The organism is Pseudomonas sp. DTU12.1, assembly GCF_009873475.1.
Lineage (GTDB): Bacteria > Pseudomonadota > Gammaproteobacteria > Pseudomonadales > Pseudomonadaceae > Aquipseudomonas > Aquipseudomonas proteolytica.
This window is the reverse complement of the sequence record NZ_CP045254.1, coordinates 1,204,494-1,228,515: the sequence shown is the minus strand read 5'-3', so window position 1 is coordinate 1,228,515 and position 24,022 is coordinate 1,204,494. Positions and strand designations below refer to the sequence as shown.

The window sequence follows — 24,022 nt, the reverse complement described above, 5'->3', positions numbered from 1 at the left end:
ACTGACCGGCCGTAGCCCGTCAATCAATGGTGGTGACCACCTTCGCCGTGCACGTGGCCGTGAGCCACTTCTTCCTGGGAGGCGTCGCGGATGGCAACGATCTTGACCTGGAAGTTCAGGCGCTGGCCGGCCAGCGGGTGGTTGCCGTCGACGGTGACGTCGTCGCCGTCCAGGTCGCGGATGGTCACGATCTGCATCTGGCCGTCCGGCGCGGAGGCGTGGAACTGCATGCCCACTTCCAGTTCGTCGACGCCTTCGAACATGCTGCGGCTCAGGGTGCTGACCAGTTCGGCCGAGTACTCGCCATAGGCATCTTCAGGTTCGATGGCAACGGTCAGCTCATCACCAACCTCTTTGCCTTCCAGGGCCTTTTCCAGGCCCGGGATGATGTTACCTGCGCCTTGCAGGTAGACCAGCGGCGCGCCGCCGGCGGAGCTGTCGATGACCTCACCAGCGTCGTTGGTCAGGGTATAGTCAATGGAGACAGCCTTGTTGGCGGCGATCGGCATGGGGCGAGACCTTTTGCATAAGAATGAAGAACGGACAAGTCTAAACAAGGATTTGCCCGAAAGCGAACACAACCCGGACAGACGGAGTCGATCCGGTGACTCGACGGTCGTCGGATTTCGTCAGGACGCGGACGGCCACTGGGTCGCCACGCTGTCCTGCGGCCATACGCAGCACCTACGGCACCAACCGCCCTGGCAATCCCGGGGCTGGGTGCTGGATGCGGCGCAACGCCTGGCAAAAATAGGCCAGCCCTTTGCCTGTGGCTGGTGTGCGCAGCGCCCGGATAACGATACCCTTGGCAGCTGATTCCCGGTCGGCGCGCAGCCATAGCGCACCACCGAAGCCATGCACCTTCAGAGAATTCGCATGCAGACTTTTTTTATCGCGCCCACCGACTTTGGTGTGGGTCTGACCTCCATCAGCCTTGGGCTGGTGCGTACCCTTGAACGGGCCGGGCTGAAAGTCGGGTTTTTCAAGCCCATTGCCCAGCCCCATCCCGGCGACACGGGGCCTGAGCGCTCCACCGAGCTGGTGGCCCGTACCCATGGCCTGAAACCACCGCAGCCACTGGGCCTGGCCCATGTCGAGCGGATGCTCGGCGATGGCCAGCTGGATGAGTTGCTCGAAGAGATCATCACCCTTTACCAACAGGCCGCCGTGGGCAAGGACGTGCTGATTGTCGAGGGCATGGTGCCGACCCGCAGCGCCAGCTATGCGGCACGGGTCAACCTGCACCTGGCAAAAAGCCTGGATGCCGAAGTCATCCTGGTCTCGGCCCCGGAAAACGAAGTGCTGACCGAACTGTCCGGGCGTGTGGAATTGCAGGCGCAACTGTTCGGTGGCCCGAAAGACCCGAAAGTGCTCGGCGTGATTCTCAACAAAGTGCAGACCGACGAGAGCATGGAGGCCTTCGCCGCCCGTCTCAAGGAGCATTCGCCGCTGCTGCGCAGTGGCGATTTCCGCCTGCTCGGCTGCATCCCGTTCCAGCCCGAGCTCAACGCCCCGCGCACCCGTGACGTGGCCGACCTGATGGGCGCGCAAGTGCTCAACGCAGGCGACTATGAAACCCGGCGCATGAGCAAAATCATCATCTGCGCGCGCACCATGCGCAACACCGTGGAGCTGCTCAAGCCCGGCGTGCTGGTGGTGACACCGGGGGATCGCGACGACATCATCCTCGCCGTCAGCCTGGCCGCGATCAATGGCGTGCCCCTGGCCGGCCTGCTGCTGACCAGCGACACCCTGCCTGACCCACGGATCATGGAGCTGTGCCGTGGTGCGTTCCAGGCCGGGTTGCCGGTGCTGTCGGTGAGCACCGGGTCCTATGACACCGCCAACCAGCTCAACAGCCTGAACAAGGAAATCCCGATTGATGACCGCGAACGTGCGGAGATCATCACCGATTTCGTCGCCAGTCACCTGGATGCGCGCTGGCTGCACCAGCGTTGCGGTACACCACGGGAGATGCGCCTGTCGCCGGCGGTGTTCCGCTACCAGTTGATCCAGCGCGCCCAGGCCGCCAACAAGCGCATCGTGCTGCCCGAAGGCAGCGAGCCGTTGACCGTGCAAGCCGCCTCCATCTGCCAGGCCCGCGGCATTGCCCGTTGCGTGCTGCTGGCCAAGCCGGCCGACGTCGAGGCCGTGGCCCGCGCCCATGGCATCGAACTGCCCGAAGGCCTGGAAATTCTCGACCCGGACCTGATCCGCCAGCGCTACGTCGAGCCGATGGTGGCGCTGCGCAAGAGCAAAAGCCTCAATGCGCCGATGGCCGAGCAGCAACTGGAAGACACCGTAGTGATCGCTACCATGATGCTGGCGCTGGATGAAGTGGATGGGCTGGTGTCCGGGGTGATCCACTCCACCGCCAATACCATCCGCCCTGCATTGCAGCTGATTAAAACGGCGCCGGGTTGCACCCTGGTGTCGTCGGTGTTTTTCATGCTGTTTCCCGAGCAGGTGCTGGTCTACGGCGACTGCGTGATGAACCCGCACCCCAGCGCCGCGGAGCTGGCGGAAATCGCCCTGCAAAGCGCCGACTCGGCCGCCGCCTTCGGCATTACCCCGCGCGTGGCGATGATCAGCTATTCCAGCGGTGACTCGGCCAGTGGCGAGGAAGTGGAAAAAGTCCGCGAGGCCACCCTGTTGGCCCACGAACAGCAAAGCTCGCTGCTGATCGACGGCCCGTTGCAGTACGACGCAGCGGCCAACGAAAACGTCGCCCGGCAACTGGCGCCCAACAGCCTGGTGGCGGGCAAGGCCACGGTCTTTGTGTTCCCCGACCTCAATACCGGCAACACCACCCACAAGGCGGTGCAGCGCAGTGCCGATTGCGTCAGCCTCGGCCCGATGCTGCAAGGCCTGCGCAAACCCGTGAACGACCTGCCCCGTGGGGCCCAGGTAGATGACATCGTCTACACCATCGCCCTGACCGCGATTCAAGCCGCCAACCGACCTATGGATGCCTAAATGCTGGACTTTCTGCCTGCCCCCCTGCGTGGGGTGATCGCCTCGCTGCTGTTGGCGTTGAACACCATCCTGTTGTGTTCATTCCTGTTTATCGTCGCGTTGTTCAAGGCGCTGCCGTTCGCCAAACGCTTCAGCGAATGGCTGATGAACCAGACCCACGAGGCCTGGATCAGCAATAACAACACCTGGATGAACCTGGTGCGCCGCACACGCTGGCACATCAAGGGCCTGGAAGGCCTGGACTACCAGCACTCGTACCTGGTGACCAGCAACCACCAGAGCTGGGTCGATATCATGGTGTTGCAGTACGTGCTCAACCGGCGGATCCGCCCGCTGAAGTTTTTCCTCAAACAGGAACTGATCTGGGTGCCGGTGATTGGCCTGGCCTGGTGGGCGCTGGGCTTCCCCTTCATGAAGCGCTACACCAAGGCTTACCTGGAAAAACACCCGGAGAAGAAAGGCAAGGACCTGGCAACCACCCGCAAGACCTGTGCAAAGTTCCGTGACAACCCGGTGGGCATTTTCAACTTTGCCGAAGGCACACGCTTTACCCCAGGCAAACATGCGCAGCAGCAGTCGCCGTTTCGTTACCTGCTCAAGCCCAAGGCCGGTGGCATTGCGTTTGTGCTGGATGCCATGGGCGAGCAGTTGAAGTCATTGGTGAACGTGACGATCCACTACCCTGACGGGCGTCCGGGGTACTGGGACTTGCTGTGCGGCAATGTCAAAGACGTGGTTGTGCAGTTTGAAGAGGTGCAGATCCCGGCCGAGTTCATTGGCAAGAATTATGAGCAGGATGGGGAGTATCGGCTGGCGTTCCAGGGATGGATCAACCAGTTATGGGAAGACAAGGATGCTCTGCTGAGCCGACTTCACATCGAGTACCCAGGCAATAGGTGATCACGATGTGGGAGCTGGCTTGCCTGCGATAGCGGTCTGTCAGAGATAAGTGCATTGCCTGGCCTCCTGCAATCGCAGGCAAGCCAGCTCCCACATTGACGGTGTTGACCTTTAAAGTGTGATAAAAAGCCCGCCACCGAGTGATCGGTGGCGGGCTTTTTATGGCGGCGCGGTTTAGATCGCGCCGCGCTGACGCAACAGTTCCAGCACTTGCTTGACGCTGTCTTCCAACGACAGGGCCTGGGTGTCGATCACCAGGTCGGCATTCAACGGCACGTCGTAGGGGAACGACTCGCCAGGGATGTTATCCCCACCGGCGGCGTACAGGCCTTGCGGGTCACGCTCGGCACATACCAGCGGCGATGCCTGCACGTATACGGTGAGCAAACGATCACTGCCGATCAACGCCTTGGCCTGTTCACGGCCTTCGGCGTCCGGCGCCACAAAGGCCGCCAGGGTCAGCAAGCCGGCTTCGTTGAACTGACGCGCCACGTGGGCGGCACGACGCCAGTTCTCGGTACGCCCGGCACGATCCTGCGGCAGACCTTTATTGAGGTCATGGCGCAGGTTCTGCCCATCGAGCACAAACACCGCACGCCCCATATCGAACAACTTGCGCTCGACCGCATAGGCCAGGGTGCTCTTGCCAGCGCCCGACAGGCCACTGAACAACACGGTGGCTGGCTGCTGGCCGAAACGCTGGGCGCGTTCCTCGGTGGCCACGTGGGCCAACTTGCCGTGCTGCGCTGCGCTGCCATGGCTGACCGGCGGCGCGATAATCATGCCCGCCGCCACGGTGCCATTGGTCAACCGGTCAATCACAATAAAGGCGCCAGTGGTGCGGTTGCTGGCGTAACCGTCCAGGGCGATGGCCGCATCGAGGCTGACCTTGACCCGGCCGATCTCGTTCAACTGCAAGGCACTGGCCGGGCCTTCTTCGAGCGTGTTCACATCCACACGGTGCACGATGCTGGTGATGGAACCCGGCACGTAGCTGGTGGCGCGCTTGATGTCGTATTTCTTGCCCGGCAGCATCGGCTCCTCGGCCATCCACACCAGCATGGCGTCGAAGGCGTCGGTGACTTGCGGCACGTTGTCGGCATGCACCAGCAGGTCGCCACGGGAGATGTCGATCTCGTCTTCCATGGTCAGGGTCACGGCCTGGCCGGGGCCTGCGTGTTCCAGTTCACCTTCGAAGGTGACGATGGATTTGACGCGGCTGCTCTTGCCCGACGGCAGCACCACGACTTCGTCGCCCTTGTGCACGATGCCGCTGGCCAGGGTGCCGGCGAAACCACGGAAGTTCAGGTTCGGACGGTTGACGTACTGCACCGGGAACCGCAGGTCGGTGTAGTTGCGGTCGTTGGCAATCTCGACGGTTTCGAGGATCTCCATCAGCGACTGGCCGGTGTACCAGGGCGAACGCTCGCTCTTGTTCACCACGTTGTCGCCCTTGAGCGCCGACATCGGCACAAAGGCCATGGTGCTCGGCTTGAACGCGATGCCATCGGCAAACTTCAGGTAGTCGGCCTTGATCGATTCGAAAATGCTCTCGTCGAAACCGTTGAGGTCCATCTTGTTGATCGCGATGACGATGTGCTTGATGCCCAACAGCGAAGCAATAAAGCTGTGGCGACGGGTCTGGGTCTGCACGCCGTAGCGCGCATCCACCAGGATGATCGCCAGGTCACAGGTGGAAGCACCGGTGGCCATGTTGCGGGTGTACTGCTCATGGCCAGGGGTGTCGGCGATGATGAACTTGCGCTTGGCGGTGGAGAAATAGCGGTAGGCCACATCGATGGTGATGCCCTGCTCACGCTCGGCCTGCAGGCCGTCGACCAGCAATGCCAGGTCGATGTCGTCACCGGTGGTGCCGACTTTCTTCGAATCGCGGGTGATGGCTTCCAGATGATCTTCGTAGATCATCTTCGAGTCGTGCAGCAGGCGCCCGATCAGGGTGCTCTTGCCGTCATCGACGTTGCCACAGGTCAGAAAGCGCAGCATTTCCTTGCGTTCATGCTGGCCCAGGTAAGCGAGGATGTCCTCGCTGATCAAATCAGATACGTGCGACATGACAACCCCTTAGAAATAACCCTGACGTTTTTTGTCTTCCATGGAGCCGGCGCCATCGTGGTCGATGACACGGCCCTGGCGCTCGGAAGTTCGCGTCAGGAGCATTTCCTGGATGATGTCCGTCAGCGTCTCGGCTTCGGACTCCACCGCGCCCGTCAACGGGTAGCAGCCAAGGGTACGGAAACGTACTTTCTTTTTGACGATACGGGCTTTGTCTTCGTCGGACAGGTGCTCGAGGATGCGCTCGTCGTCGATCATGATCAGCGTGCCGTTCTTCTCGATCACTTCCCGTTCGGCGGCGAAGTACAGCGGCACGATGGGAATGCCTTCGAGGTAGATGTACTGCCAGATATCCAGTTCGGTCCAGTTGGACAGCGGGAACACACGGATCGACTCGCCCTTGTTGACGTTGCCGTTGTAGACGTTCCACAGCTCCGGGCGCTGGTTTTTCGGATCCCAGCGGTGCTTGCTGTCGCGGAACGAGTACACGCGCTCTTTGGCACGGGATTTCTCTTCATCGCGACGGGCGCCGCCGAATGCTGCGTCGAAACCATACTTGTCCAAGGCCTGCTTGAGGCCTTCGGTCTTCATGATATCGGTGTGCTTGGCGCTGCCGTGGGTGAACGGGTTGATGCCCTGCGCGACGCCATCCGGGTTGACGTGGGTGATCAGTTCCAGGCCCAGTTCCTCAACCATGCGGTCGCGGAATTTGTACATTTCCTGGAATTTCCACTGGGTGTCCACATGCATCACCGGAAACGGCAGCTTGCCCGGGAAGAATGCCTTGCGCGCCAGATGCAGCATCACGGCGGAGTCTTTGCCGATGGAGTAGAGCATTACCGGGTTGTCGAACTCGGCGGCAACCTCACGGATGATGTGGATGCTCTCCGCCTCCAGCTGTTTCAGATGCGTCAGTTTGTCGACCATGGCTACTCACGGAAAAACGATTCTTTTTGGACGGCCTGCGGGCCGTGTTCGAGCGGGGCATGCTAGCACAGCACCTTCTTCTATTCAGGGAGCCAGCTAGATCGAAACGGTATATGGATATACCGCCTCGTTTGGCCGTACATCGCCCCGTAGGAGCCGCCTTGCCGGCGATGGTGTCCTTGAAATCAATGCATGACTCAAGGGCCTCATCGCCGGCAAGCCGGCTCCTACAGTGGACGCAATGGAGGCTTAGATCGGGTTGGGGCAGTCGATGAACAGGTGTTCCAGGGCAAAGCGCCGGGCCAGGTAGTCGCCCAGGGCCTGCACGCCGTAACGCTCGGTGGCGTGATGGCCGGCGGCGATGAAGCTGATGTCGTTTTCACGGGCGCTGTGGAACGTCTGCTCTGAAGCTTCGCCGCTCAGGTACAAGTCGACTCCGGCCGCCACGGCCTGGTCGATGTAGCCCTGGCCGCCGCCGGTGCACCAGCCCACGCGGCGGATCATCGCGCTGCCTTCGATCAGCAGCGGCTCGCGGCCCATGGCTTCCTGCACACGACGGGCGAAATCGCGCGCCGACAGCGGCTCGGCCAGGGAGCCCACGAGGCCCACAACCTTGAGGTTGTCCGGGTCCAGCGGGCCTTCGACGGTGATGTCCAACTGACGGGCCAATTGCACGTTGTTGCCCACTTCCGGGTGCAGGTCCAGCGGCAGGTGGTAGGCCAGCAGGCTGATGTCGTGCTTGAGCAGGGTCTTGAGGCGGCGCTGCTTCATGCCGGTGATGCATGGGCTTTCGCCTTTCCAGAAATAGCCGTGATGCACCAGCACCAGGTCGGCCTTGGCCTCGACGGCTGCATCGAGCAGCGCCTGGCTGGCAGTCACGCCACTGACAATACGCAACACCTGCGGCCGCCCTTCGACCTGCAGGCCATTGGGGCAGTAATCGGCAATTTTTGCGCTGTTCAAGTAGCGATCCGCTTCTTCAACCAGGGTGCTCAGGGCGACGGCCATAAAAGACTCCTAAATATCCCGTTCAGAGGCGCTCGCGGCCTCGTATAATGCGCGACATTATGGGCGCTCCCGCGCCCCCTGCAACCTGTCAGGACTTACTTGATGCTCAAGGCGCTGCGTTTTTTTGGATGGCCATTGTTGGCCGGCGTGCTGATCGCGATGCTGATCATTCAGCGTTATCCGCAATGGGTCGGCCTGCCAAGCCTGGACGTCAACCTGCAACAGGCACCGCAAACCAACGCGGTGCAACAGGGCCCGGTGACCTATGCCGATGCGGTAGTGGTCGCGGCGCCTGCGGTGGTCAACCTGTACACCACCAAAGTCATCAATAAACCGGCGCATCCGCTGTTTGAAGACCCACAGTTCCGGCGTTTTTTCGGTGACAACTCGCCCAAGCAGCGCCGCATGGAATCGAGCCTCGGCTCCGGGGTGATCATGAGCCCGGAAGGCTACATCCTGACCAACAACCATGTGAGCACCGGCGCCGACCAGATTGTGGTGGCCCTGCGCGATGGCCGCGAAACCCTGGCGCGGGTGGTGGGCAGCGACCCGGAAACCGACCTTGCGGTGCTGAAAATCGACCTGAAGAACCTGCCCTCCATTACCATCGGCCGCTCCGAAGGCCTGCGCGTCGGCGATGTGGCGCTGGCCATCGGCAACCCGTTCGGCGTCGGCCAGACCGTGACCATGGGCATCATCAGCGCCACCGGGCGTAATCAGTTGGGCCTCAACAGCTACGAAGACTTTATTCAGACCGACGCAGCAATCAACCCAGGCAACTCCGGCGGCGCGCTGGTGGATGCCAGCGGCAACCTGACGGGCATCAACACCGCGATTTTCTCCAAGTCCGGTGGCTCCCAAGGCATTGGTTTCGCGATCCCGGTAAAGCTGGCGATGGAAGTGATGAAGTCGATCATCGAGCACGGCCAGGTGATCCGTGGCTGGCTGGGGATTGAAGTGCAGCCGCTGACCAAGGAGCTGTCCGAATCCTTTGGCCTGACCGGGCGCCCCGGCATTGTCATTGCCGGCATCCTGCGCGGCGGTCCAGCGGAAAAAGCCGGGATGCAGGTGGGCGATGTGATCCTCAGCATCGACGGCGAACCGGCTGGCGATGGCCGTCGTTCGATGAACCAGGTGGCGCGGATCAAGCCAACGGAAAAGGTCGCGATCCAGGTCATGCGCAACGGCAAAGAGATCAAACTCCTGGCCGAAGTGGGGCTGCGGCCGCCGCCAGCACCGGCTAAAGAGCAAGAATAAAGGGCGTTCTTAAAGAGATACACTCTCAACAGTCATGTTATATTATTTCAATATTGATATTGGAATGTTAGACCATGACGTCTCGAAAGTTTGCGCCCCTGGCCGGTCTCGCCTTGGGATTGCTGGTGGACCCGGTGTTTGCAGAAGACACCAACACCCTTGAGTTGGGCACCACCAGCATCACCGGTGAGGCGTATGAATCCGCCACCGGCCCGGTCCAGGGCTACCGCGCGACCCGCTCGGCCAGCGCGACCAAGACCGACACGGCCCTGCGCGATATCCCACAATCGATCAGTGTGATTCCCGCCACAGTGCTCAAGGACCTGGGCAGCAACAACGTCGAGCGCGCCCTGGAGTTTGCCGGCGGCGTGTCCAAGCAGAACAACTTCGGCGGCCTGACCCTTTACGAGTACAGTATTCGCGGCTTCACCACCTCACAGTTCTACCAGGACGGTTTCAGCGCCAACCGCGGCTACCCCAGTACGCCGGACACGGCCAATATCGAACGCATCGAAGTGCTCAAGGGCCCCGCCGCCAGCCTGTATGGCCGTGGCGATCCCGGCGGTACCGTAAACATCGTCACCAAGAAGCCCCAAGCCGAAGCCTTCACCACCGTACAGACCAGCGCCGGCAGTTGGGATCGCTACCGCACCGCCGTCGATATCAACACCCCGCTGGACAGCGAAGGCCAGGTGTTATCGCGGGTCAACCTGGCGGTGGAAGACAACCACAGCTTCCGCGATCACGTGCAGAGCAAGCGGGTGTTTGTTGCGCCCTCCTTCAGCTGGCAACTGGACCCGGACACCAGCCTGCTGGTGGAGAGTGAGTTCGTGCGCCACAGCTCGACCTTCGACCGGGGCATCGTGGCCCCCAACAACCGTTGGAGCGGTATGTCGCGCTCGACCTTCCTCGGCGAGCCGAACGATGGCGATATCGACAACCACAACAACCGTCTGCAAGCCACCCTCGAGCATCACTTGAACGATGCCTGGAAGCTGCGCCTGGCCAGCCATTACAAACAGGGCAGCCTGTGGGGCGAAGCCTCGGAGAGCCGTGCGCTGAATGCCGATGGCCATACCGTCAACCGCCGCTACCGCCAACGCTCCATGGGTTGGCACGACAGCATCACCCAACTGGAACTGCGCGGCCTGTTCGAGGTGGGCAGTTGGCAGCATGAACTGCTGATCGGCACCGAGTACGAGGACTACCGCAAGAAAGAACGGGTGACCGCCATCGCCGGCAGTTACCCGATTGATATCTACCGGCCGGTCTATGGCCAGCCCAAGCCCAATGGCCAGCGCTCGGGCACTGATTTTTTCACCCAGGTGAAAAGCCAGGCGCTGAACCTGCAAGACCAGATCGTCTTTACCGAGCGCCTGCGCGGTGTGGTTGGCATGCGCCTGGAGCACGTCGAGCAACGTTCAGAGGACTTTACCCGTAACGGGGCCAAGACCCAGAAAACCCACGACGTCATGACGCAACGGGCCGGCCTGCTGTATCAACTGACCCCGCAAGTGGGCCTGTTTGCCAACGCCTCCACCTCGTTCAAACCACAAAGTGATCTGGATGCTGCCGGCAATTTCCTCAAGCCCGAGGAAGGCGTCGGTTATGAAGTGGGCATCAAGAGCGAGCTGTTCGACGACCGCCTGAGCACCACCCTCGCCGCCTTCCATATCGAGAAGGAAAACACCCTGGCCACGGACCCGGCCACCGACACCAAGCGCGCCATCGGCAAGGCCCGCAGCCAGGGTTTCGACCTGCAACTGACCGGGCAACTGACTGACGCCGTGCGGGTGATTGGCGCCTTTGCCTACATCGACGCAGAAGTGACCAAGGGCGACCAAGACGTGCCCACCGGCAGCCGCATTCTCGGCGTGGCCAAGCGCAGTGGCAGCCTGTTGGGCGTGTATGAGTTCCAGGATGGCGCCCTGCGCGGCTCTGACGTGGGCGCGGCGTTTACTTATGTCGGCGACCGTTCGGGCGAGGCGGGCAAAAGCTTCGAGTTGCCGGCCTACCACACCGTCGACCTGCTGGCCCATTACAAAGCCAGCGATAACGTCACCGTGGGCCTGAATCTCAACAACCTGTTCGACGAAAAGTACTACGAGCGCTCCTACAGCAACTACTGGGTCAACCCCGGAGAGCCGCGCAACTTCACCGTCAGCCTGACCCTCAACCTGTAAAAGGACGTCCCCATGCAAGCGCTCAAATCATTGGCCGTGCTCGGTCTGCTGTTCGCCACCCAGGTCTCGGCCCATGGCCTGTGGACCGAGCAACGCCGGGGCCATATCGAGGTGGTCTATGGCCACGGTGCCGAAGACGAAGCCTTCAAGGCGAAGAAGGTCAGCGGTGCCTGGGCCTATGACCCCAGTGGCCGGATGATCCCGGTGACGGTGCAACGCCTGGACGACCAGGCGCGCCTGCAACCGCTCAAGCCGCCTGCGGTGCTGGCGGTGGCGTTTGATAATGGCTTGTGGTCGCAAACCCCGGACAAGAAGTGGGTGAACAAGGGCCGCAGCCAAGTACCCGGCGCCCTCGAAACCACCCAGGCCCTTAAGTACAGCCTGGCGATCTATCAGGCCGGGGCCAAGTTGCCCAAGCTGGATCAATTGAGGATGGTGATCGTGCCCGAGGTCGATCCGCTCACCGTTGGCCCTGGCAAATCCCTGCCGGTGCGGGTGTTGATCGATGGCAAGCCTGCTGCGGGGATCAAGTTGATTGGCGACTACCGCAGCGCGCCGAACACCTTGAGCACCGAGACCGACAAGGATGGCCGGGCCCAGGTACTGGTGCGCAACGAGGCGTTGAATGTGATTGCGGCGCAGGTGGAAGTACCGGTCCAAGGTGATAGCGAGATCCAGACCCGTGCGCTGTTCAGCTCACTGACCTTCCTCGGCCAACCGCACCACGAATAACCCCCAGTGAACCCATCTGGGAGCTGGCTTGTGCAGGGGCTGGCTTGGGTGGGAGCTGGCTTGCCTGCGATAGCATCACCGAGGTCGGATAGACACACCGAGGTGCCCGCATCGCAGGCAAGCCAGCTCCCACACTAGCCAGCTTCCACATCAGCTCCCACACAAGCCCGCTGCCACGCTAAAGGCTGACAGGCGCTCTTTCGCACAAGGTGTTGAGCGCCACCGCCCATTGCGGATCATCATTGAGGCACGGCACCAACACCAACTCCTCGCCCCCGGCTTCGCGGAACTGCTCCAGCCCGCGATCACCGATCTCTTCCAGGGTCTCGATGCAATCGGCGACAAACGCCGGGCACATCACCAACAACTTCTTCACCCCTTGCTGGGCCAGTGCCTCCAGGCGTGCCTCGGTGTAGGGTTCGATCCACTTCGCCCGGCCCAGGCGCGACTGGAACGCCACCGACCATTTATCGTCCGGCAGGCCCATGCGCGCAGCAAAGTCACGGGCGACGCTGAAGCACTGCCCGCGATAACACGTCGTGCGCACCTCGGGCGAGGCATTGGCGCAGCAGTCACCACTGCCTTCAAGCGAATGCCCAGGGTTGAGTTTGTTCAGGTGCCGTTCCGGCAGGCCATGGAAGCTGAACAGCAGGTGATCGTAATCCTGCTGCAAGTGCGGCCTGGCACTGGCCACCAGGGCGTCGAGGTATTCCGGCTGGTCGTAGAACGGTTGCAGGATCGAGAACTGCAGGTTGAGTTGCTTATCCCGCACCACCCGTCGCGCTTCTTCAATCACCGTGGTCACGGTGCTGTCGGCAAATTGCGGATACAGCGGCGCCAGCGTGACCTTGCTGATGCCCTGCCCGGCCAGGCGGGTGAGTACACTTTCGATCGAGGGTTCGCCATAGCGCATCGCCAGCTCCACCGGACCCTGCGTCCACTGGGCGGTCATCTGCTGCTGCAGGCGGCGACTGAGGACTACCAGCGGCGAGCCTTCGTCCCACCAGATCGAGGCGTAGGCATGGGCCGACTGCGCGGGGCGCTTGATCAGGATCAGCGACACCAGCAAGCGCCGGACCGGCCACGGCAGGTCAATCACATAGGGGTCCATCAAAAACTGATTGAGGTAGCTGCGCACATCGGCCACCGAAGTGGACGCCGGTGAACCCAGGTTGACCAGTAACAACGCGTGATCCGTCATGCAACATCCTATCTCTAGAGGCGGCTGGACAAGTCGTCCAGGGCCGCGTGCAAATCAGTGAACTGAAAAATGAAACCGGCAGCCAACAGCCGCTCGGGTACTGCCCTCTGCCCCCCCAGCAATAACCCGGACAACTCGCCCAACCCCAGCCGCAAGGCAAACGCCGGCATGGGCATGAACGCCGGGCGGTGCAGGACCTGGCCCAAGGTCTTGGCGAACTCGCGGTTACGCACCGGCTGTGGCGCGCAGGCATTATAAGGACCGCTGGCGTCAGGTTTATGCAGAAGAAAATCAATCAGGGCGATTTGATCCTTGATATGCACCCACGGCATCCACTGCCGACCATTGCCGATAGGCCCGCCCAGCGCCACCTTGAAGGGCAGCAACAGCCGCGACAAAAAGCCGCCCTCAGCCGCTAGCACCAAGCCAGTACGCACCAGCACCACCCGCAAGCCAAAAGCTTCGGCGCGCTGGGCGGTTTCTTCCCAGGCGATGCATAACTGGCTGGGGAAATCGTCCTGCACCGGGCCGCTGGCTTCGGTCAGCTCACGCTCACCGCCATCGCCGTACCAACCCACCGCCGAGCCGCTGATCAATACCGCAGGTTTGACTGCCAGGCCCTCGAGCCAGGCCAGCAGGGTTTCCGTCAGGCTGATCCGGCTGCTCCACAGCAACGCCTTGCGTTTGTGGGTCCAGAGGCGGTCGGCAATCGGCGCGCCGGCCAGGTTGATCACCGCGTCCACCGGCTGCGTTACATCCTGCAAACGGGCGACGCCCTGCACTTGCGCACCGCACAGCGTGGCGACCTGCGTGGGGTTGCGGCTCCAGACCGTCAACCGATGCCCCTGGGCGCTCCAGTGTTGGCAGAGCTGGCGGCCGATCAGACCCGTACCGCCGGTCAGCAAAATGTGCATGAGATCTTCCTCCTGTAACGTTGGCCGAGCGTCGCTGGTCTATTTTATAAGCAGGGATCTTTTTAATCGGCGCAACCTAGGTTTAACCATAGGTCACGCGACACATTCAGGCATGCCGAAACTTATACCAAAAAACAATATTGTACAGCTATTGGTGTCGGCGTAGTCTGTACCCAACGGTAAAACGAGGCCTCCCATGACTGTTCCTATCGCGATCATCGGTACCGGCATCGCCGGACTTTCGGCCGCCCGAGCGCTAAAAGATGCCGGGCACGTTGTACAACTCTTCGATAAAAGCCGCGGCAGTGGCGGACGCATGTCCAGCAAGCGCAGCGAAGCCGGTGCACTGGACCTGGGCGCGCAGTATTTCACCGCGCGCGACCGACGTTTCGTCAATGAAGTCCAACGCTGGCAAGCCAATGGCTGGGCTGCCGAGTGGGAGCCGCAACTCTACAATTGCCAATCCGGCCAACTGAGCCCCTCCCCGGACGAACAGACCCGCTGGGTCGGCACCCCGCGCATGAGCGCCATCACCCGCGCCCTGCTCGATGACCTGCCGGTAGAGTTTGGCTGCCGTATCACCGAAGTGTTCCAGGGCCAGCAACACTGGAACCTGCTGGACGCCGATGGCGGCAACCACGGCCCCTTCAGCCACGTGATCATCGCCACCCCGGCGCACCAGGCCACTGCCCTGCTGGCGGCAGCGCCGAAACTGGCGAGCACTGCCGCCGGGGTGAAAATGGACCCGACCTGGGCCATCGCCCTGGCCTTCGACACGCCGCTGGATACCCCTATGGAAGGCTGCTTTGTACAGGACAGCCCCCTGGATTGGCTGGCCCGCAACCGCAGCAAACCCGGGCGCGATGCCACGCCCGACACCTGGATCCTGCATGCCAGCAGTGCCTGGAGCAAAAAGCACCTGGACCTGCCCAAGGAAGCCATTATCGAATTGCTGCACGGCGCCTTTGCCGAATTGCTGCACTGCAGCATGCCGGCGCCCTCCTTCAGCCTCGCCCACCGCTGGCTGTACGCCCGCCCGGCGGGCAGCCATGAATGGGGCGTGCTGGCGGACGCCGACCTGGGGTTGTACGTGTGTGGCGACTGGTGCCTGTCCGGCAGGGTCGAAGGCGCATGGCTCAGCGGCCAGGAAGCGGCGCGGCGCCTGCTCGAACACCTGCAATGAACCGCATCAACCCGGCGAAATTGCTGCTCTCGAAATGGACAGCCACGCAACCTCGGCACAAGGAAAAACATTTCCTGGTCACCGAATTGTTTCGCGATGACGAAGGCAGCGTGCTGGAGATTGAACTGCAAGCCGTCCTCACCCGCCGTTCAGAGCGCCTGGCCTGGCAAAGCCTGCAAGATGCCGAGCGCTGGAAAATCGGCTGGACGTAAAAACCTGTACAAATAATTTGACTTGTACAGCCTCAGACCTATGATGAGATTTAGTTGTACAGAAATTAAATTCTGTACATGAATCTTGTAGAGGTTTTGCCATGTCCACCCCTGTGTCCGCCACCGGCAAACCCAAGATCGCCATCAGCGCCTGCCTGCTTGGCGAAAACGTGCGCTTCAACGGCGGGCACAAGCAATCCCCCCTGTGCAGCCAGACACTCGGTGAATACTTTGACTTCGTGCCGCTGTGCCCCGAAGTCGCCATTGGCCTGGGCATCCCCCGCGAGCCGATTCGCCTGGTGGGCGATCCGCAGCAACCGCAAGCCGTGGGCACCGTGCACCGTGAATTGAATGTAACCGCGCCCCTGGACGCCTATGGTCAACAAATGGCCGCCGAGCATACCGACCTGTGCGGCTACATCTTCATGCAGAAGTCGCCGTCCTGTGGCCTGGAACGGGTCAAGGTCTACCGCGACAACGGCACTCCGGTGGACGGCGGCGGGCGCGGCATCTATGCCCAGGCCTTCTGTGCCCGCCACCCCAACCTGCCGGTGGAAGAAGACGGTCGCCTGCACGACCCGGTGCTGCGCGAAAATTTCCTGACGCGGGTGTTCGTGTATGCCACCTGGCAGCAACTGCTGGCAGAGGGCTTGACCCGTCATCGCCTGCTGGCCTTCCACTCGCGCTACAAATACCTGCTGATGGCCCACAGCCCGGCCCACTACAAGAGCCTGGGTCATCTGCTGGGCAGCATGGGCAAGGGCTGCGACCTGCAAGCCCTGGCCAGCGACTATTTCACTGAGCTGATGAGCGCACTGAAAAAGTGCGCGACCCGTGGCACCCATTCCAACGTGCTGCAACACATCAGCGGCTACCTCAAGCAAGCCCTCAGCGCCGACGACAAACAAGAAATGCAGACCCTGATCGGCCAATACCGTCACGGCATCGTGCCGCTGGTGGTGCCGCTGACCCTGCTCAAACATCACTTTCGCCAACACCCGGACCGCTACATCGCGCAACAGGCGTACCTGCAGCCCCATCCGGAAAATCTCAGCCTGCGTAATGCGATCTAACCCATGAATGTTTCCCTGCAACACCCAACCCCACCCGTCGAAGACGTGGCCCAGGCCCTGGAACAAGGCTGGCTGCCGATTCGCGAAGTGGCGCGCCAGACCGGGGTCAACGCGGTGACTTTGCGCGCGTGGGAGCGGCGCTATGGCTTGATCGTGCCCCAGCGCACCCCCAAGGGCCACCGGCTGTTCAACGCCGAACATGTGCAGCGCATCCAGACCATCCTGACCTGGCTCAACCGTGGCGTGCCGGTCAGCCAGGTCAAGCAGTTGATCGACAACGCCCAGCCGGTGGACGACAGCATCGAAAACGAATGGCAGAGCCTGCGCCAGACGCTGGTGCAGGCCATCGCTCAACTGGCCGAACGCCGGGTGGACGATGTGTTCAACCAGGCCATGGCCCTCTACCCACCGCGCACTCTGTGCGAGCAGCTGTTGTTGCCGCTGCTCAAGGAACTGGAACAGCGCTGGCAGGGCCAGTTCGGCGCACAAATGGAGCGGGTGTTTTTCCACTCCTGGCTGCGCAGCAAATTTGGCGCGCGGATGTATCACAACAATCGCCAGCTCAATGGCCCGCCGCTGCTGTTGATCAATCATTCCGACCTGCCGCTGGAGCCGCACCTGTGGCTGAGCGCCTGGCTGGCCAGCAGCGCCGATTGCCCGGTGGAGGTCTTCGACTGGCCGTTGCCCAACGGCGAACTGGCCTTGGCCGTTGAGCATTTGCAACCGCGCGCCGTGCTGCTGTACTCAAGCAAGGCCATCCATCTGGCGGCCCTGCCGAAACTCTTGAGCGGCACCAACTGCCCGACCCTTATCGCCGGACCAACGGTGTGCATCCACCAGGCCGAGTTGGCGGTATTAACCCAAGACATTCCTCAGTTGCTGCTGGCCGAAGACCCGTTGTCGGCTCATCAACTCCTGATCCAGCGTGGGCTTCTTTAAATGCACCTGATCTGGCTGCGCAGCGATCTGCGCCTGCATGACAACACCGCCCTTGCGGCCGCCTGCGAGCGAGGCCCGACGGCGGCGGTGTACTTGATCACGCCTGGGCAATGGCTGGCCCATGACGACGCACCGTGCAAAGTCGACTTCTGGCTGCGCAACCTCAAGTGCCTGGGCCAGGCCCTGGGTGAGCTGAACATCCCATTGCTGATCCGCCACGCGGACACGTGGGACCAAGTCCCACAGGTATTGCTGCAGTTGTGCCAGGAGTTGTCGGTCCAGACCGTGCACGTCAACGAAGAGTACGGGATCCACGAGAGCCGGCGTGACGCTGCCGTGGCCCAGGCCCTGGAAGCCCAAGGCCTGGGTTTTTACCGCTACCTGGACCAATTGCTGTTCCAGCCCGGCAGCGTGCTGACCAAGACGGGCACCTACTTCCAAGTGTTCAGCCAGTTTCGCAAGGTCTGCTACAACCGCCTGCACAGCGCCCTGCCACGTCGAGTGCCAACCCCCAAGGCCCAGACCGCGCTGCCATTGGCCAGTGATGCGGTTCCCGAGCAAGTCCCAGGGTTTGCCCCGCCCAGCGACGCCCTGCGCGCACTTTGGCCGGCCGGTGAAGACGAGGCACAGCGGCGCCTTGCGCAGTTTGCCGACGCTCAGATCAGCTACTACAAGGACGAGCGCGACTACCCGGCCAAGCCTGGCACCAGCCAACTGTCGGCGTACCTCGCAGCCGGCGTGGTTTCGCCGCGCCAGTGCCTGCATGCGGCGCTGCAAAGCAACCAGGGTGAATTCGAAAGCGGCGATATCGGCGCCATCACCTGGATCAACGAGTTGCTGTGGCGCGAGTTCTATAAACATATCCTGGTGGGCTACCCACGGGTGTCGCGCCACCGTGCGTTTCGCCCGGAAACCGAAGCCGTGGCCTGGCGCCATGCCCCCGCTGACCTTGCAGCCTGGCAAGAGGCGCGCACCGGCCTGCCGATCATCGACGCCGCGATGCGCCAACTGCTGGAAACCGGCTGGATGCATAACCGCCTGCGCATGGTGGTGGCGATGTTCCTGACCAAGAACCTGCTGATCGACTGGCGCGAAGGCGAGCGCTTTTTTATGCGGCACTTGATCGACGGCGATCTGGCGGCCAACAACGGCGGCTGGCAGTGGAGTTCGTCCACCGGCACTGATTCGGCACCGTACTTCCGCATTTTCAGCCCGCTGAGCCAGTCCGAGAAATTCGACGGCGAAGGGCGCTTTATCAAGCAATGGCTGCCGCAACTGGCGGGCTTGAACAAGAAGGAAGTACACAACCCCGACGCCGCCGGCGGCCTGTTTGGCGTGGCCGACTACCCGCGCCCCATCGTCGACCTCAAACATTCCCGTGAGCGCGCGTTGGCGGCCTTTCGTGCCCTGCCCTCACGTCAGGCGGTGGGAGGCGTGTATGAGTGACTTCCTGCGCCAGTTCGCCCAGTCCTTCGCCCGCCTGGACAAGCACAACCTGCACCTGCTCGACAGCCTGTACAGCCAGGACATATCGTTTACCGACCCACTGCATCAGGTCCACGGTATCAGCGCGCTGCAAGCGTACTTCGCCGAGCTTTATAGCAACGTCGAGCAACTGCATTTTGACTTCCACGCCTTTGACAATGTGGCCGATGGCGAGGGTTATCTGCGCTGGACCATGAGTTTCTGCCACCCACGCCTGGCGGGTGGCCGACAGATTCAGGTCGAGGGCTGCTCCCATCTGCTATGGCACGACAAGGTTTACCGGCACCGCGATTACTTTGATGCTGGCGCGCTGCTTTACGAACACCTACCGGTCCTTGGCCGGCTGGTCCGTTGGTTGAAAGGGAGAATGGCATGAGCCTGAAATCGCCACGGCGTTATTGGCTGACAGGGGCAAGCAGTGGCATCGGTGCCGCATTGGCCGAAGAGCTGCTCGGCAGTGGTGCGCAGGTGGCGCTGAGTGCGCGCTCCAAGGCGCCACTGGAACAACTGGCCCAACGCTACCCCGGGCAAGTGCTGGTGGTCGCCGGCGACTTGACCAACAGCCAGGTGGTACGGGAAATCGGCGAACAGATCGCGCAAACCTGGGGCGCCCTGGACACCGTGATCCTCAATGCCGGCACCTGTGAATATGTGGATGCCAAGCAGTTCGATGCCTCGATTATCGAACACGTGGTGCGCACCAACCTGCTGGCCAGCAGTTATTGCATCGAAGCCGCGCTGCCGCTGCTGCGTGCCGGGCAAACCCCGCATTTGGTGGGGGTCGCCAGTGCCGTCACCTACCTGCCGATGCCCCGCGCAGAAGCCTATGGCGCGTCCAAGGCCGGCCTGCGCTACTTGTTCGAATCCCTGCGCATCGACCTGTCGCCCGAAGGCATTGATGTCACGGTGGTGAGCCCCGGTTTCGTCGATACCCCACTGACCGAACGCAACGATTTCCCTATGCCCTTGAGCTGGCCGGCCGACAAAGCCGCACGGCATATCTTCGGCAAACTTGAAAAACGCCCACTGGAGATCGCCTTCCCGGCCCTGTTCATCGCCACCCTGTGGCCGCTGTCGAAACTGCCGAACCGCGCGCAACTGATCATCGGCAAACGCATGCTGCGCAGCCCGCCGCCGCACAAGGACAACCTGTGAAAGTCGCGATTATCGGCAGCGGAATTTCCGGGCTGACCAGCGCCTATCTGCTCAGCCGCCGCCATGACATCACGCTGTTCGAAGCCGCCGACCGAATTGGCGGCCATACCCACACGGTAGACGTGACCGTCGACGGCGCACAGTACGCGCTGGACACCGGCTTTATCGTGTTCAACGACTGGACCTACCCCAACTTCATCCGCCTGCTGCAGCAAATTGGCGTGCCGTTCAAGCCGACCCAAATGAGCTTCTCGGTCTGCGCCCCGGAGGAAAACGTCGAGTACAACGGCAATAACCTCAACAGCCTGTTCGCCCAGCGCAGCAATATCCTGTCCCCGGGTTTCTGGGGCATGTTGCGCGACATTCTGCGTTTCAATCGCCAGGCGCCCCTGGATTTGCAGGAACAACGCATCAGCGCGCAGATGACCCTGGGTGAATACTTGCAGGCGGGCAATTATGGCCCGCGGTTTATCCGCCACTACATCGTGCCCATGGGCGCGGCGATCTGGTCGATGTCCCTGGCGGACATGCTGGCGTTTCCGCTGCAGTTCTTTGTGCGTTTCTTTAAAAACCACGGCTTGCTGTCGGTGAGCAACCGGCCGCAATGGTGCGTGATCGAAGGTGGCTCCAGCCGCTATATCGAGCCACTGACCCACTCGTTTCGCCAGCACATCCGCCTCAACTGCCCGGTACAGAAAGTCGAGCGCACGCCAGAAGGCGCAGTGATCTACAGTGCCGACGGCCGCGAAATCTTCGACAAAGTGATCTTCGCCTGCCACAGCGACCAGGCCCTGGCTTTGCTGGACGATCCCAGCCTGGCCGAACAGCAGATCCTGGGGGCGATAACCTACGCCGACAATGACGTGGTCCTGCACACCGATACGCGCTTGCTGCCCGACCGCCGCCTGGCCTGGGCCAGTTGGAACTATCGGCTGGACGCCAGCACGCACAAGCCGGCAGCCGTCACCTACGCCATGAACATCCTGCAAGGGATCGACAGCGACACCACCTTTTGTGTGAGCCTCAACCAGACAGCGATTATCAACCCGCTGAAAATCCTTGCCCGCTACACCTATGCCCATCCGCAATACAGCCTGGCGGCGGTGGCGGCACAGGCACGCTGGGAAGAATTGCATGGCGCGCAGCACACCTATTATTGCGGGGCCTACTGGGCCAGCGGCTTTCATGAAGACGGCGTGGTCAGCGCCCTGCGCGTGGCCCAGGCGTTTGGGGAAACCCTGTGAACAGCGCCCTCTACAGCGGCTGGATTGCCCATCGGCGATTTACCCCCAAGGGCCATGCCTTTCGCTATCGCATCGGCCTGCTGTACCTGGACCTCAGCGAACAGGAGCAGGTGCTGGGGCTGTCACCGTTGGCCGGCAGTGGCCGCTTCGCACCCTTTGCGTTTCGCCAGCAGGATTACCTGCGTGAGTTGACCCGCGATGGCACCTGCTTGAGCGACGCCGTGCGCCAACTGGTCGGCACGACCCTTGGGCATACACCCCAAGGCAATATCTGCCTGCTGACCCAGGCCCGCAGTTGGGGCCTGGCGTTTAACCCGGTGAGTTTCTTCTACTGCTTCGAGGGCGACGGGCAACTGGCGGCGATTGTCTGTGAAGTGACCAACACCCCGTGGCGCGAGCGTTACCACTATGTGCTGCCCGCCCGGGCCCTGGCGGGCGGCGAGCATCAGCATTTCGCGGTGGCCAAGGCATTTCATGTATCGCCCTTCCTGCCCCGGGATCTGCAATACCGCATGAGCTTCAGCCCGCCCGGCCAACGCCTGGGGGTGCATATGGCCGACTGGCAAGGCGAGAGCAAGGTGTTCGACGCCACCTTGAGCCTGCAACGCGAAGCCCTCGACCGCGCCAGCCTGCATCGCTATTTGCGGCGCTTTCCGTGGATGACCGCCAAGACCTGCCTGGCTATCTACTGGCAAGCCCTGCGCCTGCTCCTTAAACGCACACCGATTTTCCCCCATCAGGCGGCCGATGACGCCTGTGCAATTGGGTATCCCAAGGATCGCCACCATGAAATCCCCTAGCTTATCGATCAAATCCCAGCGCCTGAACATCAACGGCCTGACCGGCGCGCTGTTGCGCAAAGCCGTGCTACGCCAACTCGGCAAGCTGCGCCATGGCCAACTGGTGGTGATCGAGGACGGTGAACGCCAGGTGTTCGGGGCACGGGAAGCGCATTTGTTGGGTGAGATCCAGATCCTCGACCCGGCCGTGTGGGGCCTGGTGGCTGCCAACGGTTCCATCGGCGCGGGCGAGGCGTTCATTCATGGTTTCTGGAGCAGCCCGGACCTGACTGCCGTGGTACGCGTGATGGTCAGCAACCTTGATGTACTGGACGCCCTCGAGGGTGGCCTGGCCAAGCTGGCCCGCCCCTTCACCCAAGGCTTGCACTGGCTCAACCGCAATACCCGCAAGGGCTCGCAAAAAAACATCGCCGCCCACTACGACCTGGGTAACGACCTGTTCCAGGAGTTTCTCGACCCGACCATGATGTATTCGGCGGCGCAGTTCCTTAGCGCCGACGATACGCTGGAGCAGGCACAGCTCAACAAGCTGGAGCGCATCTGCCAGAAACTGGCACTCAAGCCCTCGGACCACTTGCTGGAAATCGGTACTGGCTGGGGCAGCATGGCCCTGTACGCAGCCCAGCAATACGGCTGCCGGGTTACCACGACTACCTTGTCCAAAGAGCAATTTGCCTACACCGAACAGCGCATCCAGGCCTTGGGTTTGCAGAATCAGGTGACGCTGCTGCTGCAGGACTACCGCGACCTGAGCGGGCAGTACGACAAGCTGGTGTCCATTGAAATGATCGAAGCGGTTGGCCATCGTTTCTTGCCCACCTACTTCAAGCAATGCGCACACTTGCTCAAGAGCGACGGGCTGATGTTGCTGCAGGCCATCACCATTCGCGAACAACGCTACGAGCAGGCCAAAAGCAGCGTCGACTTCATCCAGCGCTACATCTTCCCCGGCGGCGCCCTGCCCTGTGTGCAGAAAATGTTGCAGATCGTCAGCCGCGACACCGATATGAACCTGCTGCACATGGAAGACTTCGGCCTGCATTACGCGCGAACCCTGCGCTTGTGGCACGAGAACTTTCGCCGCGCCCATGGCCGGCTCACGGAATTGGGCTACGACGAATACTTCCTGCGGTTGTGGGAGTTCTACCTGTGCTACTGCGAAGGCGGCTTTATGGAGCGCACCATCGGCACTGCGCAATTGCTGCTGGCCAAGCCCAGCGCGGTGACACAACCGCTGCTCGGGCGTTTCAATGCTTAAAAACCTGGCCAATGCCGCGCTGTTCCAGTGCGGCTGGTTTGCCTGTGTGATGGGGGGCGACAGCCTGTGGTTATTGCTCGGGCTGGTCGTGCTGGCAATTCACCTGCTGTGGATAACTTCATGGGCCGCTGAGGGGCGGTTGATCTTGAGCGTGACCGTGCTCGGCACCCTGCTCGACACGCTATTGCGCACGTTAGGCGTGTTCGAGTTCAGTGAACCCGGCCCGTTGATTCCTGGGTGGTTGATCTTGCTGTGGGCGTTGCTGGCGACCACCTTGCGCCATTGCCTGGCCTGGAGCGCCCGGCCCTGGTGGCGCGCAAGCCTGCTGGGGGGCGTGGGCGGGCCGCTGTCGTACTACGCCGGCAGCCAGTTGGCAGGCGTGAGCTTCGGATTTGCCACAGCCCCGACCCTGGTGGCAATCGCGCTGCTTTGGGCCGTGGTATTTCCCGGCCTGCACCGACTCGCGCGCTGACGTCCGTCAGAGCTTTCACACGCATTCGAC

Annotated in this window: 23 protein-coding genes; 17 read left to right on the top strand and 6 right to left on the bottom strand. The window is 61.9% G+C overall.

Going from position 1 to position 24,022, the window contains the following annotated elements:
- Nucleotides 1–23: 23 nt before the first annotated feature.
- Nucleotides 24–509 (bottom strand): peptidylprolyl isomerase, encoded by a 486-nt coding sequence (locus tag GDV60_RS05370; RefSeq protein WP_092233582.1) that lies wholly within the window; start codon nucleotides 507–509, stop codon nucleotides 24–26.
- Here GDV60_RS05370 and GDV60_RS05365 point away from each other — a divergent pair.
- The 3 genes from GDV60_RS05365 to GDV60_RS05355 are packed head-to-tail and all read left to right on the top strand — an operon-like array spanning nucleotide 478 to nucleotide 3,876.
- Nucleotides 478–816 (top strand): DUF3565 domain-containing protein, encoded by a 339-nt coding sequence (locus tag GDV60_RS05365; RefSeq protein ID WP_159906500.1) that lies wholly within the window; start codon nucleotides 478–480, stop codon nucleotides 814–816. The genes GDV60_RS05370 and GDV60_RS05365 overlap by 32 nt on opposite strands.
- Nucleotides 817–876: 60 nt before the next feature.
- Nucleotides 877–2,976 carry a phosphate acetyltransferase gene (pta, locus tag GDV60_RS05360; protein ID WP_159906498.1) on the top strand — a complete coding sequence of 700 codons (2,100 nt, stop codon included), beginning with the start codon at nucleotides 877–879 and terminating at the stop codon, nucleotides 2,974–2,976.
- Nucleotides 2,977–3,876 (top strand): acyltransferase, encoded by a 900-nt coding sequence (locus GDV60_RS05355; protein WP_104911618.1) that lies wholly within the window; start codon nucleotides 2,977–2,979, stop codon nucleotides 3,874–3,876.
- Nucleotides 3,877–4,050: 174 nt separating this feature from the next.
- On the opposite strand, the gene cysN is transcribed toward GDV60_RS05355, so the two are convergent.
- The 3 genes from cysN to GDV60_RS05340 form a co-directional block, all read right to left on the bottom strand.
- The gene (cysN, locus tag GDV60_RS05350; RefSeq protein ID WP_029295599.1) at nucleotides 4,051–5,949 is read right to left on the bottom strand and encodes a sulfate adenylyltransferase subunit CysN; all 1,899 of its coding nucleotides are present in this window, start codon (nucleotides 5,947–5,949) and stop codon (nucleotides 4,051–4,053) included.
- A 9-nt stretch (nucleotides 5,950–5,958) separates the two neighbouring features.
- Complete coding sequence (cysD, locus tag GDV60_RS05345; protein WP_029295601.1) at nucleotides 5,959–6,876, bottom strand: sulfate adenylyltransferase subunit CysD; 918 nt, start codon at nucleotides 6,874–6,876, stop codon at nucleotides 5,959–5,961.
- Between the two features lie 249 nt (nucleotides 6,877–7,125).
- On the bottom strand, nucleotides 7,126–7,884 hold the full coding sequence (locus GDV60_RS05340) for a Nif3-like dinuclear metal center hexameric protein (RefSeq protein WP_029295607.1): 759 nt from the start codon (nucleotides 7,882–7,884) through the stop codon (nucleotides 7,126–7,128).
- Between the two features lie 102 nt (nucleotides 7,885–7,986).
- Here GDV60_RS05340 and algW point away from each other — a divergent pair, with 102 nt between their 5' ends.
- From algW to GDV60_RS05325, 3 genes are all read left to right on the top strand, one after another.
- Nucleotides 7,987–9,141, top strand: a complete 1,155-nt coding sequence (gene algW, locus GDV60_RS05335) for a Do family serine endopeptidase AlgW (RefSeq protein WP_159906496.1) — start codon at nucleotides 7,987–7,989, stop codon at nucleotides 9,139–9,141.
- A gap of 74 nt (nucleotides 9,142–9,215) precedes the next feature.
- The gene (locus GDV60_RS05330) at nucleotides 9,216–11,324 is read left to right on the top strand and encodes a TonB-dependent siderophore receptor (RefSeq protein WP_159906494.1); all 2,109 of its coding nucleotides are present in this window, start codon (nucleotides 9,216–9,218) and stop codon (nucleotides 11,322–11,324) included.
- Between the two features lie 12 nt (nucleotides 11,325–11,336).
- A complete protein-coding gene (locus GDV60_RS05325; protein ID WP_070996798.1) occupies nucleotides 11,337–12,056 on the top strand; it encodes a DUF4198 domain-containing protein in 720 nt (239 codons plus the stop codon).
- 178 nt (nucleotides 12,057–12,234) lie between these two features.
- On the opposite strand, the gene hemH is transcribed toward GDV60_RS05325, so the two are convergent.
- Entirely contained in the window at nucleotides 12,235–13,257 is a 1,023-nt protein-coding gene (gene hemH / locus GDV60_RS05320; RefSeq protein WP_159906492.1) for a ferrochelatase, read from the bottom strand.
- A gap of 14 nt (nucleotides 13,258–13,271) precedes the next feature.
- Nucleotides 13,272–14,171, bottom strand: a complete 900-nt coding sequence (locus GDV60_RS05315; protein WP_159906490.1) for a TIGR01777 family oxidoreductase — start codon at nucleotides 14,169–14,171, stop codon at nucleotides 13,272–13,274.
- A 196-nt stretch (nucleotides 14,172–14,367) separates the two neighbouring features.
- On the opposite strand from GDV60_RS05315, the gene GDV60_RS05310 reads away from it, so the two are divergent.
- The 11 genes from GDV60_RS05310 (at nucleotide 14,368) to GDV60_RS05260 (ending at nucleotide 23,992) form a co-directional block, all read left to right on the top strand.
- Nucleotides 14,368–15,354, top strand: coding sequence for an NAD(P)/FAD-dependent oxidoreductase (locus GDV60_RS05310; RefSeq protein WP_029295620.1), 987 nt, complete (start codon nucleotides 14,368–14,370; stop codon nucleotides 15,352–15,354).
- Nucleotides 15,351–15,566: a TIGR02450 family Trp-rich protein gene (locus GDV60_RS05305; protein WP_070996794.1), complete on the top strand. Its 216-nt coding sequence runs from the start codon at nucleotides 15,351–15,353 to the stop codon at nucleotides 15,564–15,566. The genes GDV60_RS05310 and GDV60_RS05305 overlap by 4 nt, the downstream gene beginning before the upstream one ends.
- 113 nt (nucleotides 15,567–15,679) lie before the next feature.
- Nucleotides 15,680–16,639 (top strand): DUF523 and DUF1722 domain-containing protein, encoded by a 960-nt coding sequence (locus GDV60_RS05300; protein WP_083335493.1) that lies wholly within the window; start codon nucleotides 15,680–15,682, stop codon nucleotides 16,637–16,639.
- 3 nt (nucleotides 16,640–16,642) lie between these two features.
- On the top strand, nucleotides 16,643–17,578 hold the full coding sequence (locus GDV60_RS05295; protein WP_029295628.1) for a MerR family transcriptional regulator: 936 nt from the start codon (nucleotides 16,643–16,645) through the stop codon (nucleotides 17,576–17,578).
- Nucleotides 17,579–19,024 carry a deoxyribodipyrimidine photo-lyase gene (gene phrB, locus GDV60_RS05290; RefSeq protein WP_159906488.1) on the top strand — a complete coding sequence of 482 codons (1,446 nt, stop codon included), beginning with the start codon at nucleotides 17,579–17,581 and terminating at the stop codon, nucleotides 19,022–19,024.
- Nucleotides 19,017–19,439 (top strand): nuclear transport factor 2 family protein, encoded by a 423-nt coding sequence (locus GDV60_RS05285; protein ID WP_159906486.1) that lies wholly within the window; start codon nucleotides 19,017–19,019, stop codon nucleotides 19,437–19,439. The genes phrB and GDV60_RS05285 overlap by 8 nt, the downstream gene beginning before the upstream one ends.
- A complete protein-coding gene (locus GDV60_RS05280) occupies nucleotides 19,436–20,218 on the top strand; it encodes an SDR family oxidoreductase (protein ID WP_029295635.1) in 783 nt (260 codons plus the stop codon). Before GDV60_RS05285 ends, GDV60_RS05280 begins: the two co-directional genes overlap by 4 nt.
- Nucleotides 20,215–21,462 (top strand): NAD(P)/FAD-dependent oxidoreductase, encoded by a 1,248-nt coding sequence (locus GDV60_RS05275; RefSeq protein WP_159906485.1) that lies wholly within the window; start codon nucleotides 20,215–20,217, stop codon nucleotides 21,460–21,462. The genes GDV60_RS05280 and GDV60_RS05275 overlap by 4 nt, the downstream gene beginning before the upstream one ends.
- On the top strand, nucleotides 21,459–22,262 hold the full coding sequence (locus GDV60_RS05270; RefSeq protein ID WP_070996784.1) for a DUF1365 domain-containing protein: 804 nt from the start codon (nucleotides 21,459–21,461) through the stop codon (nucleotides 22,260–22,262). The genes GDV60_RS05275 and GDV60_RS05270 overlap by 4 nt, the downstream gene beginning before the upstream one ends.
- A complete protein-coding gene (locus GDV60_RS05265; RefSeq protein ID WP_092233548.1) occupies nucleotides 22,249–23,520 on the top strand; it encodes a cyclopropane-fatty-acyl-phospholipid synthase family protein in 1,272 nt (423 codons plus the stop codon). Before GDV60_RS05270 ends, GDV60_RS05265 begins: the two co-directional genes overlap by 14 nt.
- Nucleotides 23,513–23,992, top strand: coding sequence for a DUF2878 domain-containing protein (locus GDV60_RS05260; RefSeq protein WP_159906483.1), 480 nt, complete (start codon nucleotides 23,513–23,515; stop codon nucleotides 23,990–23,992). Before GDV60_RS05265 ends, GDV60_RS05260 begins: the two co-directional genes overlap by 8 nt.
- Nucleotides 23,993–24,022 lie beyond the last annotated feature (30 nt).

What these genes read in the sequence shown, in the direction of transcription:
- GDV60_RS05285 (WP_159906486.1), top strand. Translation starts at nt 19,017, where the DNA reads ATGAGTGACTTCCTGCGCCAGTTCGCCCAGTCCTTCGCCCGCCTGGAC.
- GDV60_RS05370 (WP_092233582.1), bottom strand. Translation starts at nt 509, where the DNA reads ATGCCGATCGCCGCCAACAAGGCTGTCTCCATTGACTATACCCTGACC.
- GDV60_RS05260 (WP_159906483.1), top strand. Translation starts at nt 23,513, where the DNA reads ATGCTTAAAAACCTGGCCAATGCCGCGCTGTTCCAGTGCGGCTGGTTT.
- GDV60_RS05365 (WP_159906500.1), top strand. Translation starts at nt 478, where the DNA reads ATGGAGACAGCCTTGTTGGCGGCGATCGGCATGGGGCGAGACCTTTTG.
- cysN (WP_029295599.1), bottom strand. Translation starts at nt 5,949, where the DNA reads ATGTCGCACGTATCTGATTTGATCAGCGAGGACATCCTCGCTTACCTG.
- GDV60_RS05325 (WP_070996798.1), top strand. Translation starts at nt 11,337, where the DNA reads ATGCAAGCGCTCAAATCATTGGCCGTGCTCGGTCTGCTGTTCGCCACC.
- GDV60_RS05295 (WP_029295628.1), top strand. Translation starts at nt 16,643, where the DNA reads ATGAATGTTTCCCTGCAACACCCAACCCCACCCGTCGAAGACGTGGCC.
- GDV60_RS05355 (WP_104911618.1), top strand. Translation starts at nt 2,977, where the DNA reads ATGCTGGACTTTCTGCCTGCCCCCCTGCGTGGGGTGATCGCCTCGCTG.
- GDV60_RS05310 (WP_029295620.1), top strand. Translation starts at nt 14,368, where the DNA reads ATGACTGTTCCTATCGCGATCATCGGTACCGGCATCGCCGGACTTTCG.
- cysD (WP_029295601.1), bottom strand. Translation starts at nt 6,876, where the DNA reads ATGGTCGACAAACTGACGCATCTGAAACAGCTGGAGGCGGAGAGCATC.
- algW (WP_159906496.1), top strand. Translation starts at nt 7,987, where the DNA reads ATGCTCAAGGCGCTGCGTTTTTTTGGATGGCCATTGTTGGCCGGCGTG.
- GDV60_RS05280 (WP_029295635.1), top strand. Translation starts at nt 19,436, where the DNA reads ATGAGCCTGAAATCGCCACGGCGTTATTGGCTGACAGGGGCAAGCAGT.
- phrB (WP_159906488.1), top strand. Translation starts at nt 17,579, where the DNA reads ATGCACCTGATCTGGCTGCGCAGCGATCTGCGCCTGCATGACAACACC.
- GDV60_RS05265 (WP_092233548.1), top strand. Translation starts at nt 22,249, where the DNA reads ATGAAATCCCCTAGCTTATCGATCAAATCCCAGCGCCTGAACATCAAC.
- pta (WP_159906498.1), top strand. Translation starts at nt 877, where the DNA reads ATGCAGACTTTTTTTATCGCGCCCACCGACTTTGGTGTGGGTCTGACC.
- GDV60_RS05330 (WP_159906494.1), top strand. Translation starts at nt 9,216, where the DNA reads ATGACGTCTCGAAAGTTTGCGCCCCTGGCCGGTCTCGCCTTGGGATTG.
- GDV60_RS05315 (WP_159906490.1), bottom strand. Translation starts at nt 14,171, where the DNA reads ATGCACATTTTGCTGACCGGCGGTACGGGTCTGATCGGCCGCCAGCTC.
- hemH (WP_159906492.1), bottom strand. Translation starts at nt 13,257, where the DNA reads ATGACGGATCACGCGTTGTTACTGGTCAACCTGGGTTCACCGGCGTCC.
- GDV60_RS05340 (WP_029295607.1), bottom strand. Translation starts at nt 7,884, where the DNA reads ATGGCCGTCGCCCTGAGCACCCTGGTTGAAGAAGCGGATCGCTACTTG.
- GDV60_RS05305 (WP_070996794.1), top strand. Translation starts at nt 15,351, where the DNA reads ATGAACCGCATCAACCCGGCGAAATTGCTGCTCTCGAAATGGACAGCC.